The sequence below is a fragment of the Mesorhizobium sp. B2-5-7 genome, assembly GCF_006440875.1.
Lineage (GTDB): Bacteria > Pseudomonadota > Alphaproteobacteria > Rhizobiales > Rhizobiaceae > Mesorhizobium > Mesorhizobium australicum.
The window spans coordinates 235,689-248,688 of sequence record NZ_VFUO01000001.1; the positions used below are offsets into that span (position 1 = coordinate 235,689).

Annotated in this window: 13 protein-coding genes; 10 read left to right on the forward strand and 3 right to left on the reverse strand. The window is 63.8% G+C overall.

Annotated features, from left to right (window positions below):
- Window positions 1-61 precede the first annotated feature (61 nt).
- From nthA to FJ543_RS01120, 4 genes are all read left to right on the forward strand, one after another.
- Window positions 62-667 carry a nitrile hydratase subunit alpha gene (gene nthA, locus FJ543_RS01105; RefSeq protein ID WP_015317297.1) on the forward strand — a complete coding sequence of 202 codons (606 nt, stop codon included), beginning with the start codon at window positions 62-64 and terminating at the stop codon, window positions 665-667.
- Window positions 664-1,323, forward strand: coding sequence for a nitrile hydratase subunit beta (nthB, locus tag FJ543_RS01110; protein WP_140873409.1), 660 nt, complete (start codon window positions 664-666; stop codon window positions 1,321-1,323). Before nthA ends, nthB begins: the two co-directional genes overlap by 4 nt.
- Complete coding sequence (locus tag FJ543_RS01115; RefSeq protein WP_181173893.1) at window positions 1,310-1,675, forward strand: nitrile hydratase accessory protein; 366 nt, start codon at window positions 1,310-1,312, stop codon at window positions 1,673-1,675. Before nthB ends, FJ543_RS01115 begins: the two co-directional genes overlap by 14 nt.
- Window positions 1,676-1,801: 126 nt before the next feature.
- Window positions 1,802-2,929, forward strand: a complete 1,128-nt coding sequence (locus FJ543_RS01120; RefSeq protein ID WP_140714693.1) for an ATP-dependent RecD-like DNA helicase — start codon at window positions 1,802-1,804, stop codon at window positions 2,927-2,929.
- Window positions 2,930-2,953: 24 nt separating this feature from the next.
- Here the strand turns inward: FJ543_RS01120 and FJ543_RS01125 are convergent, their stop codons facing one another.
- Entirely contained in the window at window positions 2,954-3,382 is a 429-nt protein-coding gene (locus FJ543_RS01125; RefSeq protein WP_015317301.1) for an STAS/SEC14 domain-containing protein, read from the reverse strand.
- Between the two features lie 160 nt (window positions 3,383-3,542).
- Between FJ543_RS01125 and FJ543_RS01130 the strand changes: the two genes are divergently transcribed.
- The 4 genes from FJ543_RS01130 (at window position 3,543) to FJ543_RS01145 (ending at window position 9,483) form a co-directional block, all read left to right on the forward strand.
- The gene (locus FJ543_RS01130) at window positions 3,543-4,283 is read left to right on the forward strand and encodes a pyridoxine 5'-phosphate synthase (RefSeq protein WP_140874422.1); all 741 of its coding nucleotides are present in this window, start codon (window positions 3,543-3,545) and stop codon (window positions 4,281-4,283) included.
- 96 nt (window positions 4,284-4,379) lie between these two features.
- Window positions 4,380-6,293: a potassium transporter Kup gene (locus tag FJ543_RS01135; protein ID WP_140873410.1), complete on the forward strand. Its 1,914-nt coding sequence runs from the start codon at window positions 4,380-4,382 to the stop codon at window positions 6,291-6,293.
- Between the two features lie 192 nt (window positions 6,294-6,485).
- Window positions 6,486-8,405 carry a potassium transporter Kup gene (locus FJ543_RS01140; RefSeq protein ID WP_140714697.1) on the forward strand — a complete coding sequence of 640 codons (1,920 nt, stop codon included), beginning with the start codon at window positions 6,486-6,488 and terminating at the stop codon, window positions 8,403-8,405.
- Window positions 8,406-8,442: 37 nt separating this feature from the next.
- Window positions 8,443-9,483, forward strand: coding sequence for an aldehyde reductase (locus tag FJ543_RS01145; RefSeq protein WP_140873411.1), 1,041 nt, complete (start codon window positions 8,443-8,445; stop codon window positions 9,481-9,483).
- Between the two features lie 34 nt (window positions 9,484-9,517).
- Here FJ543_RS01145 and FJ543_RS01150 read toward each other — a convergent pair whose 3' ends face one another.
- Window positions 9,518-10,408, reverse strand: a complete 891-nt coding sequence (locus FJ543_RS01150; protein WP_140873412.1) for an SDR family oxidoreductase — start codon at window positions 10,406-10,408, stop codon at window positions 9,518-9,520.
- 135 nt (window positions 10,409-10,543) lie between these two features.
- Here FJ543_RS01150 and FJ543_RS01155 point away from each other — a divergent pair, with 135 nt between their 5' ends.
- Window positions 10,544-10,954 (forward strand): helix-turn-helix domain-containing protein, encoded by a 411-nt coding sequence (locus FJ543_RS01155; RefSeq protein ID WP_015317307.1) that lies wholly within the window; start codon window positions 10,544-10,546, stop codon window positions 10,952-10,954.
- A gap of 53 nt (window positions 10,955-11,007) precedes the next feature.
- A complete protein-coding gene (locus tag FJ543_RS01160; RefSeq protein WP_140873413.1) occupies window positions 11,008-12,273 on the forward strand; it encodes an NAD(P)/FAD-dependent oxidoreductase in 1,266 nt (421 codons plus the stop codon).
- Here FJ543_RS01160 and FJ543_RS01165 read toward each other — a convergent pair.
- On the reverse strand, window positions 12,221-12,958 hold the full coding sequence (locus FJ543_RS01165) for a glutathione S-transferase family protein (protein ID WP_140788748.1): 738 nt from the start codon (window positions 12,956-12,958) through the stop codon (window positions 12,221-12,223). The genes FJ543_RS01160 and FJ543_RS01165 overlap by 53 nt on opposite strands.
- Window positions 12,959-13,000: the final 42 nt, after the last annotated feature.

Genomic DNA, 13,000 nt, shown 5'->3' on the forward strand with positions numbered 1-13,000 from the left:
AGTTCCGCTGGCCCAAGCCGTGATACTTGCGGCCGGCGGATCGGAACTTTAGTTTGCCGTCATGTCCCACGATCATGACCACGACAACGAACTCGATCCGTTTGCCGCGCGTGTGCGCGCGCTGGAAACCATCCTGACCCGCAAGGGGCTGATCGATCCGGCTGCGATCGACGTCATCGTAGATACCTACGAGACGAAGATCGGTCCGCGCAACGGCGCCCGGGTGGTGGCCAAGGCCTGGAGCGATCCCGCTTTTGCCGCGTGGCTGAGGCGCGACGCGACGGCGGCGATCGAATCGCTGAGCTATACCGGTCGGCAAGGCGAGCATATGCAGGCGGTGTTCAACACCGGGAATACCCACAACCTCGTCGTCTGCACATTGTGCTCCTGTTATCCGTGGTCGGTGCTTGGCCTGCCGCCGGTGTGGTACAAGGCGCCGCCCTACAGGTCGCGCGCGGTGATCGATCCGCGCGGCGTGCTCGAGGAGTTCGGGCTGGTGCTGCCGGCCGGGACGAAGATACGCGTCTGGGATTCGACAGCGGAACTGCGCTATCTCGTCGTGCCGATGCGACCGGAGGGAACCGAAGGCTGGAGCGAGGAGCGGCTGGCCGAGCTGGTGAGCCGCGATGCCATGATCGGCACGGCTCTGGCGAGTCACCCGGCATGAACGGGCCGCAGGATCTCGGCGGACAGATGGGTTTCGGGCCGGTCGCGCCCGAACGAGACGAGCCGTATTTCCATGCCGACTGGGAGAGGCGGGCGCTCGGCTTGACGCTCTGCGCCGGCGGCATGGGCGCCTGGAACATCGACGAGAGCCGGCACGCACGGGAATCGCTGCATCCGTCCGAATATTATGGCTCCAGCTACTATCAGATATGGATCAAGGCGCTTGAGATCTTGCTCAAGCGGCATGGTTTCGTCAGCGAGCGCGACCTCGGGGCGGGCGAGGCGATCGATCCGGCGGCGACACCCAAAAGAGTGCTGAAGGCGGAAAACGTTCCCGCTGTGCTGGCCAAGGGCGGTCCTTGCGATCGGCCGGTGGAGACAGCGCCACGCTTCAAGGCCGGGGATTCTGTGCGGACGAAAAACTTCAACCCCACCGGCCATACCAGGCTGCCGCGCTATGCGCGCGACAAGCAGGGCACCATCGAGGCGGTGCGCGACGGCTTCGTCTTTCCCGACAGCAACGCGCATGGGCAGGGCGAGAATCCGCAATGGGTCTATACCGTGGTTTTCGATGGCACGGAAATCTGGGGCGAGGGCGCCGACCCGACACTGACCGTCTCGATCGACGCCTGGGAGAGCTATCTTGAGCCGGCCTGAAGCGAAGGGATCCGCCGCCAGTTTGCCCGCCGGCTTCGACGCACCGGTGTTCGCCGAGCCATGGCAGGCCGAAGCCTTCGCCATGACTGTGGCACTGCACGACAAGGGCCTGTTTTCGTGGAACGAATGGGCGGATGCCCTGTCAGCCGAGGTGAAGAAGCCGCATGCCGCGGCGGACGGCCATGACTATTACGAGCATTGGCTGGCGGCGCTGGAAGGGCTGCTCGCCTCCAAGGGGCTGGCTGCCAAGCCGGACGTCGATGCGATGGCGCGGGCCTGGGAGCGCGCCGCGCACGCCACGCCACACGGCAAGCCGATCCTGCTGGAGAACGATCCGCACGCTGCCAACTGAATTTTCGTTCCCTTTACGTTCTTGCTTGCGGCTGATAGCCTGAACAGCAGGGAAGTTCGCCACCGGCGTGTCGATGGTGGTGGCGGCGATCTTGTGTTTGCCTCGCGAATCCGGTCACACGATCAGATGGAATTTTCACCCCAACAAGATGAGGCGCTGCAAGCGGTCGCCCGCTGGCTGAAGACCGGCACGCCGCAGCTGTTCCGGCTGTTTGGCTATGCCGGCACCGGCAAGACGACGCTGGCGCGCTATTTCGCCGAACATGTCGACGGCCAGGTGCAGTTCGCAGCCTTCACCGGCAAGGCCGCCCAGGTGCTGCGCTCCAAGGGCGCGGTCAACGCCCGCACCATCCATTCGCTGATCTACCGGCCCAAGGGCGAGGAATCGGTGGCCGACGAGGTCACCGGCAAGACCTCGATGTCGCCAACCTTCTCACTCAACCGGCAGAGCCCGATCTCGCGCGCCAAACTGGTCGTCATCGACGAGTGCTCGATGGTCGACGAGCAGCTTGGCCGTGACCTGATGAGTTTCGGCACGCCGATCCTGGTGCTGGGCGACCCCGGCCAGTTGCCGCCGATCTCGGGTGGCGGCTTCTTCACCGACCATGAGCCAGACTTCCTGCTGACCGAGATCCACCGGCAGGCGCGCGACAATCCGATCCTGCGGCTGGCGCTCGATGTGCGCGAGGGCCGCGAATTCATGCGCGGCGACTACGGCACTGCGAAAGTGATCGGCAAGGAAGACGTCAACCAGGAACTGGTGCTGAGAGCGGACCAGGTGCTGGTCGGCACCAACCGCACGCGGCGGCGCTACAACCAGCGCCTGCGCGAGCTCAAGGGCTTCAATGCCGATTATCCGCAAGCCGGCGACAAGCTGGTGTGCCTGCGCAACGATCCCGCCAAGGGCCTGCTCAACGGCTCGCTGTGGAAGGTGATGACCTCGTCGCGCGAGACGGTCAAGCCCGGGATCAATCTTCTGGTTTCGCCCGAGGAGGACGATCCGGATCGCGGCGTCGCGAAAATCAAGTTGCTGAAGGCGGCGTTCGAGGATCCTGACGCCGAAATCCCTTGGCAGCAGAAGAAGCGCTTCGACGATTTCGACTATGGCTATGCGCTGACGGTGCACAAGGCGCAGGGCTCGCAGTGGAACGAGATCGTGCTATTCGACGAGAGCTGGGCCTTCAAGGAAACGCGCCAGCGCTGGCTTTACACAGCTATCACCCGGGCCGCCGAACGCCTGACCATCGTCAGGTAGAAGGGGGTAGCCGGGAGAACCGTTTCATCCTCTTTCTGGAGCGGCGGTCGCCTCCTCACTCGTCGGCCGCGCGCCGAGCCATTCCCAGGCAGCGGCTTCGTCCTCGATCTTGAAATGCCTGAATTCGACGGGCGAGGAAGCCGGCAAGGCGTGTCGTGCATTCGGCGTCCAGTCAGGGGCGCCGATCGCCGCGCAACGGCCAATATGTTCCAATGCATGGACGGCACCCTTCTTGATGGTCTCGTCCGAGATGTCGGCCCAGTCGACGCCCTCATGATCGACTATGCGCACGGCCACGTCGATTTTCTGATGGAGCAAATAGGCCGCCTCCAGCAGGCCGAACAGGTTTTCGGCATCGGCGGCCGAGACATGGCCGACCACATCGATGGCAAAGAGGTCGTCGCGGCTGGTCTCGATGCGGCGGATCGCCGGCACGGATTGGAGGAAATTCAAGGTGGTGCCTCCCTTTCGTGGAGTATGTTGGTCTTCTGGAACACCGGAAAGGCCCTATCTGTTCCCGTCAAAGACGCTATAGATGCGCCGTCTCAAATGCGCCGTGCCGGAACGAATGAGCGTGGCGCGCCTCGATCGCCTGTTTCACGGACGCCAAACCATGCCAGCCAAGCTTTCCGTCAACCTCAACGCCATCGCCATGCTGCGCAACCGGCGCGACCTGCCGTGGCCCAATGTGATCGCTGTCGGACGCCTCGCCCTTGCCGCCGGAGCGCATGGGCTGACGGTGCATCCGCGCCCCGACGAACGTCACACAAGGCATTCCGACCTGCCCGAGATCAGGGCGCTGATCGACGACGAGTTCCCGCGGGCGGAATTCAACATCGAGGGCTACCCAAGCGAGGATTTCCTGGCGCTGGTGGAGAAGCATCAGCCCGAACAGGTGACGCTTGTGCCCGACGATCCCTCCCAGGCAACCTCCGACCATGGCTGGAACTTCGTCACCGATGCGGCGTTGCTGACGCCGATCGTCAGACGCCTGAAGAAGGGTGGTTTCAGGGTCTCGCTGTTTTCCGATGCCGACCCCGCCGGCATGGCGGCCGCGCGCGACACGGGCGCCGATCGTATCGAACTCTATACCGGTCCTTATGGCAGCTACCATTCCGATTCAGGTAAGGCGGCCAAAGAACTGGAAAGATTGGGAAAAACCGCTGACGCGGCATTTGCCGCCGGTCTCCAGGTCAATGCCGGGCACGATCTGACGGTGGCCAATCTGCCCGCGCTGGCCAGGCGCATTCCGGCATTGGCCGAAGTGTCGATCGGACATGGGTTGACAGCCGACGCGTTGGAGTATGGCATGGCCGGCACAGTGGGCCGGTTCCTCAGGGCCTGCGGTTGGTAGGGGGCAATGCTTCGTATTGGTATGGCAGCCATCGCGTGCATTTGATATCGTATCGCAGCATGCATAAAGCACCGCGCGCTTATCGGAGAGTGGTCGATGGCCCTTGCCAATAGCGGGAGCGAAGCTGAAACCGTCGAGCAATCGAGCCATGCCGGGGTCGAGCAGCACAGCACCAAGGTTCTCATGCTGGGCGCACTCGGCGTTGTCTATGGCGACATAGGCACAAGTCCGATCTACGCCTTTCGCGAGGCGCTTCACGCTTCGCCCGGCATCGATACGCGCGTTCACGTGCTTGGCGTGCTGTCGCTGATCGTCTGGGCGCTGACGATCATCGTGACCGTCAAATATGTTGCCTTCGTGCTTCGTGCCGACAACAAGGGCGAAGGCGGCACGCTGTCGCTGATGTCGTTGGCACGCAGCGCCTATCCCAAAGGCGCCCGACTGATTCTGGTGATCGGTCTTTGCGGCGCGGCGCTGTTTTTCGGCGATTCGATCATTACGCCGGCCATTTCGGTGCTGTCGGCGGTCGAAGGCCTCACCGTGGTGACCCCGACGCTGGACGCCTATGTCGTGCCGATCACGCTGGTCATCCTTGCCATCCTGTTCTCCGTGCAACGCTTCGGCACGGGAAAGGTGGCGGCAGTGTTCGGGCCGGTGACGGCGCTGTGGTTCCTGGCCATCGGCGTTGCCGGCGTCTATCACTTGATGGACGATCCATCGATCCTGCTTGCCATCAATCCCTATTACGCGGTCATTTATCTGGCCAGCACACCGACCGCCGCCTTTGTCACCGTCGGCGCCGTGTTCCTGGCGGTAACCGGGGCCGAGGCGCTTTATGTCGATCTCGGCCATTTCGGACGCAAGCCGATCGTGCTGGCATGGTTTTCCGTGGTTTTCCCCTGCCTGCTGCTCAACTATTTCGGGCAGGGCGCCTTTGTGCTCGCCAATGACGGAAAACCGACCAATCCGTTCTTCCAGATGCTGCCTGACTGGGCACTGATGCCGATGGTGGGACTTGCAACGGCCGCGACGGTCATTGCCAGCCAGGCGGTCATTTCAGGAGCTTTTTCGCTGACCCGCCAGGCGGTGCAGCTCAATCTTCTGCCGCGCATCGAGGTGCAGCATACCTCGGAAATGCAGTCCGGGCAGATCTACATGCCGCGCGTCAACCTGCTCATAGCAATGGGTGTGATGCTGCTGGTGGTCGGTTTCGGCAGTTCGAGTTCGCTGGCGTCCGCCTACGGCATCTCGGTGACCGGCGAAATGCTGATGACGACGATCCTGCTGTTCGTGGTGATGCGCAAGATGTGGAAATGGAAGCTGGCGCTCGCCCTGGCGCTGACCTTGCTGTTCGGCGTCATCGACAGCGGCTTCTTCCTGGCCAATGTCGTGAAGATCGTGGAAGGCGGCTGGGTCTCGATCACCGTTGCCTGCCTGATGGGACTGATCATGTGGACGTGGATACGCGGCACCCGCTATCTCTTCGACAAGACCCGCCGCAACGAAATCCCGCTCGATTTCCTCGCCGGCAATCTGCTGAAGAAGAAGCCGCAGCTGGTGTCCGGCACCGCGGTGTTCCTGACCAGCGATCCCTTGAGCGCGCCGACCGCCCTGATGCACAGCCTCAAGCACTACAAGGTGCTGCACGAGCAGAACGTCATCCTTTCGGTGGTGACCGCGCCGCAGCCCGTCGTGCCCGACAGCGAACGCGTCAAGATGGAGACGGTCAACGAGTTGTTCATGCGGGTGACGCTGACCTTCGGCTACATGGAACAGCCCAACATTCCGCGCGCGCTGGCGATCTGCCGCAAGCAGGGCTGGAAATTCGACATCATGACGACGTCGTTCTTCCTGTCGCGGCGGTCGCTGAAAGCCTCGCCCAATTCAGGTATGCCGGTGTGGCAGGACCGGCTGTTCATCGGACTGGCGCGCTCGGCGGCCGACGCGACGGAGTATTTCCAGATCCCGACCGGCCGCGTCGTTGAAATCGGCACGCAGGTCGCCATTTAACAGACGTGCTCGCCGGCCCGCAGGTTTTGCCATGGGTCCGGACATGAGCCCGCGAATGTCGCATTGACCGGCATTCGCTCGAAGTCGCCCACAAGAAGCCGCGCGCTGCCAACATGAGTGCCATAACGTTACGGCACTTGATATTGCAGTGCAGCAAGCGTAGAGCACCGCGCGTTTATCGGAGTGTCGTACATGGCCCTTGCCAGTGCTGGTAGTGAGGCAGAACCCGTCGACCAATCGAGCCATCCCGAAATCGAACAGCACAGCACCAAGGTGTTGATGCTGGGCGCGCTCGGCGTGGTCTATGGCGATATCGGCACCAGCCCGATCTATGCGTTCCGCGAGGCGCTGGTCGCGTCGTCGGGCGGGCAAGTTGCCGATCGTGGCGACATTCTTGGCGTTTTGTCGCTGATCATCTGGTCGCTGACGATCATCGTCACCATCAAATACATCATGTTCGTGCTGCGTGCCGACAATCGCGGCGAGGGCGGCGTGCTGTCGCTGATGGCGCTGGCGCGCGGCAGTTTTCCAAAGCGTTCGGCGCTGATGCTCGGCATCGGCATCGTCGGCGCCTCGCTGTTTTTCGGCGACGCCGTCATCACGCCGGCGATTTCGGTGCTGTCGGCGGTCGAGGGCATGAATGTCGTCACCCCCACCTTCCAACCTTACGTCGTGCCACTGACGCTGGTCATCCTCGCCATGGTGTTCGCGGTTCAGCGTTTCGGCACCGGTGGCGTCGGGCTGGTCTTCGGCCCGGTCACCGCGATCTGGTTCCTGGCCATCGGCCTTTCCGGTCTCAAGCACATCATCGCCGATCCGGAGATCCTGTGGGCGGTCAGCCCGCACTATATTGTCGCCTTCCTGATCCATTCGCCCGATGTGGCTTTCGTCACCATCGGCGCCATCTTCCTTGCCGTCACCGGCGCGGAGGCGCTTTACGCCGATCTCGGCCATTTCGGCCGCAAACCCATCGTGCTCGCCTGGCTCTCGATCGTGTTCCCCTGCCTGCTGTTGAATTATGCCGGGCAGGGCGCCTTCGTGCTGGCGAAGAACGGCGTGGTCGGCCATCCGTTCTTCGAAATGAACGAGGGTTGGGCACTGATCCCGATGGTGGTGCTGGCGACGGCGGCGACCGTCATCGCCAGCCAGGCGGTCATTTCAGGGGCTTTTTCGCTGACCCGCCAGGCGGTGCAGCTCAACATGCTGCCCAGGCTCCAAATCCTGCACACGTCGGAAAAGCAGTCCGGCCAGATCTACATGCCGCGCGTCAACCTGCTGCTGGCGCTGGTGGTGATGATGCTGGTGGTCGGCTTCGGCGAGTCCAGCAAGCTGGCCTCCGCCTACGGCATCTCGGTGACCGGCAACATGCTGGTGACGACGGTGCTGCTTTATGTGGTCATGACCCGTATCTGGAAGTGGAAGCTGTCGGTGGCGGTCCCGCTGACCGTGCTGTTCGCTTTCATCGATATCGGCTTCTTCGCCTCCAACATCGTCAAGGTGTTCGAAGGCGGCTGGGCGTCGCTGGTGGTGGCCTTCACCATCGTGCTGGGCATGTGGACCTGGGTGCGTGGCAGCCGCTATCTCTTCGACAAGACCCGCCGCAACGAAATCCCGCTCGATTTCCTGGCTGGCAATCTGTTGAAGAAGAAACCGCAGCTGGTGTCCGGCACCGCGGTGTTCCTGACCAGCGACCCGCTCAGCGCGCCAACCGCGCTGATGCACAGCCTCAAACACTACAAGGTGCTGCACGAGCAGAACGTCATCCTTTCGGTGGTGACCGCGCCGCAGCCCGTCGTGCCCGACAGCGAGCGTGTCAAGATGGAGACGGTCAACGAGTTGTTCATGCGGGTGACGCTGACCTTCGGCTACATGGAACAGCCCAACATTCCGCGCGCGCTGGCGATCTGCCGCAAGCAGGGCTGGAAGTTCGACATCATGACGACGTCCTTCTTCCTGTCGCGGCGGTCGCTGAAAGCCTCGCCCAATTCAGGCATGCCGGTGTGGCAGGACAGGCTGTTCATCGGCCTGGCGCGCACGGCGGCCGACGCGACCGAATATTTCCAGATCCCGACCGGACGTGTGGTAGAAATCGGCACGCAGGTGGCGATCTGACGAGGTCGATCGCCTCGGCCTGAACGGGGAGGCGGCCATGGGCGGCGAATTGGTGCTTGTCACCGGCGGATCGGGTTTCCTCGGAGCGCACTGTATTCTTGCCCTGTTGAAGGCGGGTTATCGCGTGCGCACGACGGTGCGCGCCGCCAAGCGCGAAGCCGACGTTATCGCCATGCTCAAGGCCGGCGGCGGCGAGCCGGGCGACAGGCTTTCCTTTGCTATCGCCGACCTCATGAGCGATGCCGGCTGGCCCGACGCTGTCGCCGGCTGCGACTATGTCCTGCATGTCGCGTCACCATTTCCGCCCGGCGTGCCGAAGCATGAGGACGACCTGATCATCCCGGCTCGCGAAGGCGCGTTGCGCGTGCTCAGGGCGGCGCGAGACGCTGACGTCAAACGCGTCGTGCTGACCTCGTCCTTCGCCGCCATCGGCTATGGCAAGATGCCACCCGGCGGTCGGTCTTTCACCGAGGAGAGCTGGACCGATCCGACAGCCAAGGTCAGCGCCTATGTGAAATCGAAGACGCTCGCCGAGCGCGCGGCCTGGGATTTCATCGCCGCCGAGGGTGGCAAGCTGGAGTTGGCCGTCGTCAATCCGGTCGGCATTTTCGGACCAGTGCTCGGGTCCGACCATTCGACCTCCACCGAATTTGTTCAGCGCATGATGAACGGTGCGATGCCTGGGTTGCCGCACCTGTCGTTCGGCGTGGTCGACGCGCGCGACGTGGCGGACCTGCATGTGCGCGCAATGACCAATCCCGCCGCCAGTGGCGAGCGCTTCCTGGCCGTTGCCGGCGATTTCATGACCGTGCGGGAGATCGCCCAGACGGTGAAAACGCGGCTCGGCGCGGCCGCCTCGCGGGTCACGACGCGGGAGCTTCCCGATTGGTTGGTGCGGATGGTGGGGCTGTTCAACGCGGAAGCCGCGCAACTCGTGACGGAACTCGGTAAGGTCAAGAATGCCACCAACGCCAAGGCGGTGCGCATGCTAGGCTGGAGGCCGCGCTCGCGCGAGGACGCGCTGGCCGCCACCGCCGAAAGCCTGGTCCGGCTCGGGCTGGTCAAGACCCCGAAATAGCGCGGCGGGAGAAAGACTTCCCGCCGCGCTGACATCAACCCGCCAAGGCGGCCTTGTTGGCCTCGAGGAACTGCTTCAGCGGTACCGATTTCCGACCGGAAAGTGTCTCAACCGAATCCGTTACCATGCCAAGGTCGCCGGCGCGCGTGGCGGCGTCGAAGGACACCAGGAGCCTGGCGATCGGCTCGGGAAGCCCGGCTGCCTTCATGCCTTCGGTCAGCGCTTCATCGGAGAGCTGGACGACCTGGATCGGCTTGCCTGTGACTTCGGTGACGAGCACCGCGACTTCGGCTGATGTATAGGCCTTGGGGCCAGTCAGCGTGTAAGTCGTGCTTTCGGTGTTATCCGAAGCCAGCCCCGCGGCTATGGCCGCGGCGAGGTCGTCACGCGCGCCATAGGAAATCGCGCCGTCGGCCGCCGACGTATACCATTGCCCCAATGCGAGGATTTGCGGCATCGCCATGAACAGGTTCTCGTCGTACCAGCCGTTGCGGAAGATCGTGTAGGGAATGCCGCTGGCCTTGATCGCCTGCTCGGTGTCGTAATGATCGGGGGCAAAGAGCACGGCGGAACCGGGTTCGGTGTTGGGCAACGAGGTGTAGAGCAGGTGGCCGACGCCAGCCTGCCTGGCCGCCGCGACGGCGGCAAGCTGCTGCTCGCGCCGCTTTCCCTGGATCGCCAGCTCGTTGGTCGAAATGATGAGCGCCCGGTCGGCGCCCGCGAAGGCTTGGGCAAGCGAGGCCCGATCGTCGAAATCGGCCCCGCGAACGGTGACGCCGCGCGCCGACAGGTCGGCAAGATTGGCGGGCGTGCGGGTCGTGGCGATGATCCGGGCCGCCGGCACCTCGAACGTGTCCAGCAGATGGTTGATGACGCTGCGGCCTAGCTGGCCGGACGCGCCGGTGACGAGAAGAGTTGCGGTCATGGGGGATCCTGACGTTGCGCCGGAAGGGCGGTTCGGGTGGTGGTCTCAAAAAGAGACCAGCACTAAAATAGGAATTGACCCGGTGCCGTAAAGAAGGCAGTTTTTGGGGAGGTAGGCACACGCAGGGAACCAGCCATGGACAGCCGGACCGTCAATCTGAAATCCAAACTCGAAGTCTACAAAGCGATGACCGACGGCGGAAACATTGCCGATTGCCCGGTCCGCGACGTCATCCAGGGCCTCAATGGCAAATGGAGTTCGCTGCTGACGGCGGCGCTGGCCGAGCAGCCTTATCGCTTCGGCGAGCTGCGGCGGCTGGTTCCCGATATCTCGCAGCGCATGTTGACCCAGACGCTCTACGATCTGCAGCGCGACGGCTATGTGCGCCGCGAGGTGTTTCCGACCAAGCCGCCCAGTGTCGAATACAGCCTGACCGACCTTGGGCGATCGATGTTCGACGCTTTGCAGTATCTGCTGCAGTGGGCCGAAAACAACCATGACGCAGTGCGCGGCGCGCGGACTGCCTTCGATTCGACGCAGGCTTGACCAGCAGGCTAGCGCTCGGCGTCGCGACTTGATTTCGTCCGGCGGCTGAAGGATTGTCCCGGCCAGTTCGGCTTGGGGGCAGCGGCATTTCCTACGGTATCGCAATCGCCGGCGCTGGTCCGGCCGGGCTCGCCGCGGCGCTCTATCTCAAGCGCGCCGGCCACCGCGTAACCATCTTCGAGCGCTTCGAGGAACCGAGGCCGGTCGGCTCCGGGCTGATCCTGCAGCCGACTGGGCTGACGGTGCTCGCCGATCTCGGCCTGCTCGACGACATCATGGCGCTGGGCAGCAGGATCGACCGGCTGCATGGCGTCGATGCGTCGAGCGGCCGCACCGTGCTCGATGTCCGCTACGATGCCCAGCGCGGCAACCGTTTCGGCCTGGCGGTACACAGGGCCGCCCTGTTCGGCGTACTCTTTCGCGCTGCCCGGCGCGAGGCGATCCCCATCGAGACCGGCGTCGAAATCGAGGCCCTGGAGACCGGCGAGCGGGCGACGCTGATCCGGGGCAACGGCCGAAGGGAAGGGCCGTTCGATCTAATTGTCGACGCCAGCGGCGCGCGCTCGAAGCTGCGGCGGTGCGCCGGTAGTGCCGAAGCGCCACGGCCACTCACCTATGGCGCGTTCTGGGCATCGCTCGGCTGGCGCGGCGAGGGCTTTGACGAGCACGCGCTTCTGCAGCGCTACGACAAGGCCAGCGTGATGATCGGCGTGCTGCCGATCGGGCGGCCCGAGCCGGGCGCCGAAAGGATGGCGGCCTTCTTCTGGAGCCTGAAGCCGGCCGATGCCGACGCGGTGCGTGCCAGCGGTCTCGACACCTGGAAGGAGCGGGTGGTGCGGCTGTGGCCACGGGCCGAGGCGTTCACCAGCCAGATCGACAGTTTCGACCAGCTTTCGCTGGCCCGCTACGGCCATCACACAATGAAGTTTCCGGTTGGCCGGCGGCTGGCCGTGATCGGCGATGCCGCCCATTCGACCAGCCCGCAGCTTGGCCAGGGCGCCAACATGGCGCTGCTCGACGCCGCGGCACTTAGCTATGCGCTGGCGCGAGCGGACGGCGTGGAGACAGCGCTGGAAGTCTATGCGCGAGCGCGGCGCCGGCATGTCAGGGTCTTTCAGGCACTGTCGCTGGCGTTCACGCCCTTCTATCAGTCGGATTCGGTGGCGCTGCCCTTCATCCGCGACAGGCTGGTGGCGACGATCGCCAAGATCCCGCCGGCGCCGCGGTTGCTGGCCTCCATGGTCGCCGGCACGGTGATCGATCCGTTCAGGCGGGCTGGGCTTGCCGAAGCGCTATGGCCGGATCGCCTTGCCGAATGAGGCTCGATAGAAATGATCCCTTCGCCCGCAGGAAGGCATGCAGGCGCTGCGGATAGTCCGGCGCCACGGCCTGCCTGATCGACGGACGGTCACTCAACGCGCTGCGCCAAGCCTGGACAAGCGGCTTGCCGTCAAGAATACCGAAATCGCCGATCCGATCGAAGGCGTCGAGGTAGCGGAAGACCGGACCGTAAACGGCATCGACGAGGGAAAAGCGGCTGCCAGCGAACCATGGCCCGCTCCGCCCGGCGCCGCCCGGCAGTTCAGCCTCAACACGGTCGAACATTGCCGACAGCGCGCTGGCTTCGGCGAGGAAGCCGGCCTCGCTCGGCGCTGAATAGAACCGGCCGATGGTGTTGAGGATGGCTGAGCCATACTCGATCCAGGCGCGGTGCCGGGCGCGTGCATAGGGGTCGGCGGGGTGGAGGGGATTGGCCTGCGTTTCCTCGAGGAATTCGAGGATGACCGCGGATTCGAAGATTATCGTCTCGTCGCCATTTTGCCGTACGCGCAGCAATGGCACCTTGCCGAGCGGCGAGATCGCCTTGAACCAGTCCGGTTTGTCGGCAAGGTCGATGTCGATCCGCTCGAACGGCACGCCTTTCTCGGCCAGCGAAATCGCGGCGCGCTGGACATAGGGGCAGAGCGGATGGCTGACGAGAACAAGGGTGTCGGCGGGTCTCATAGGAATGTGCCTTTCGATATCGATGCAATTGCATTTATGTAG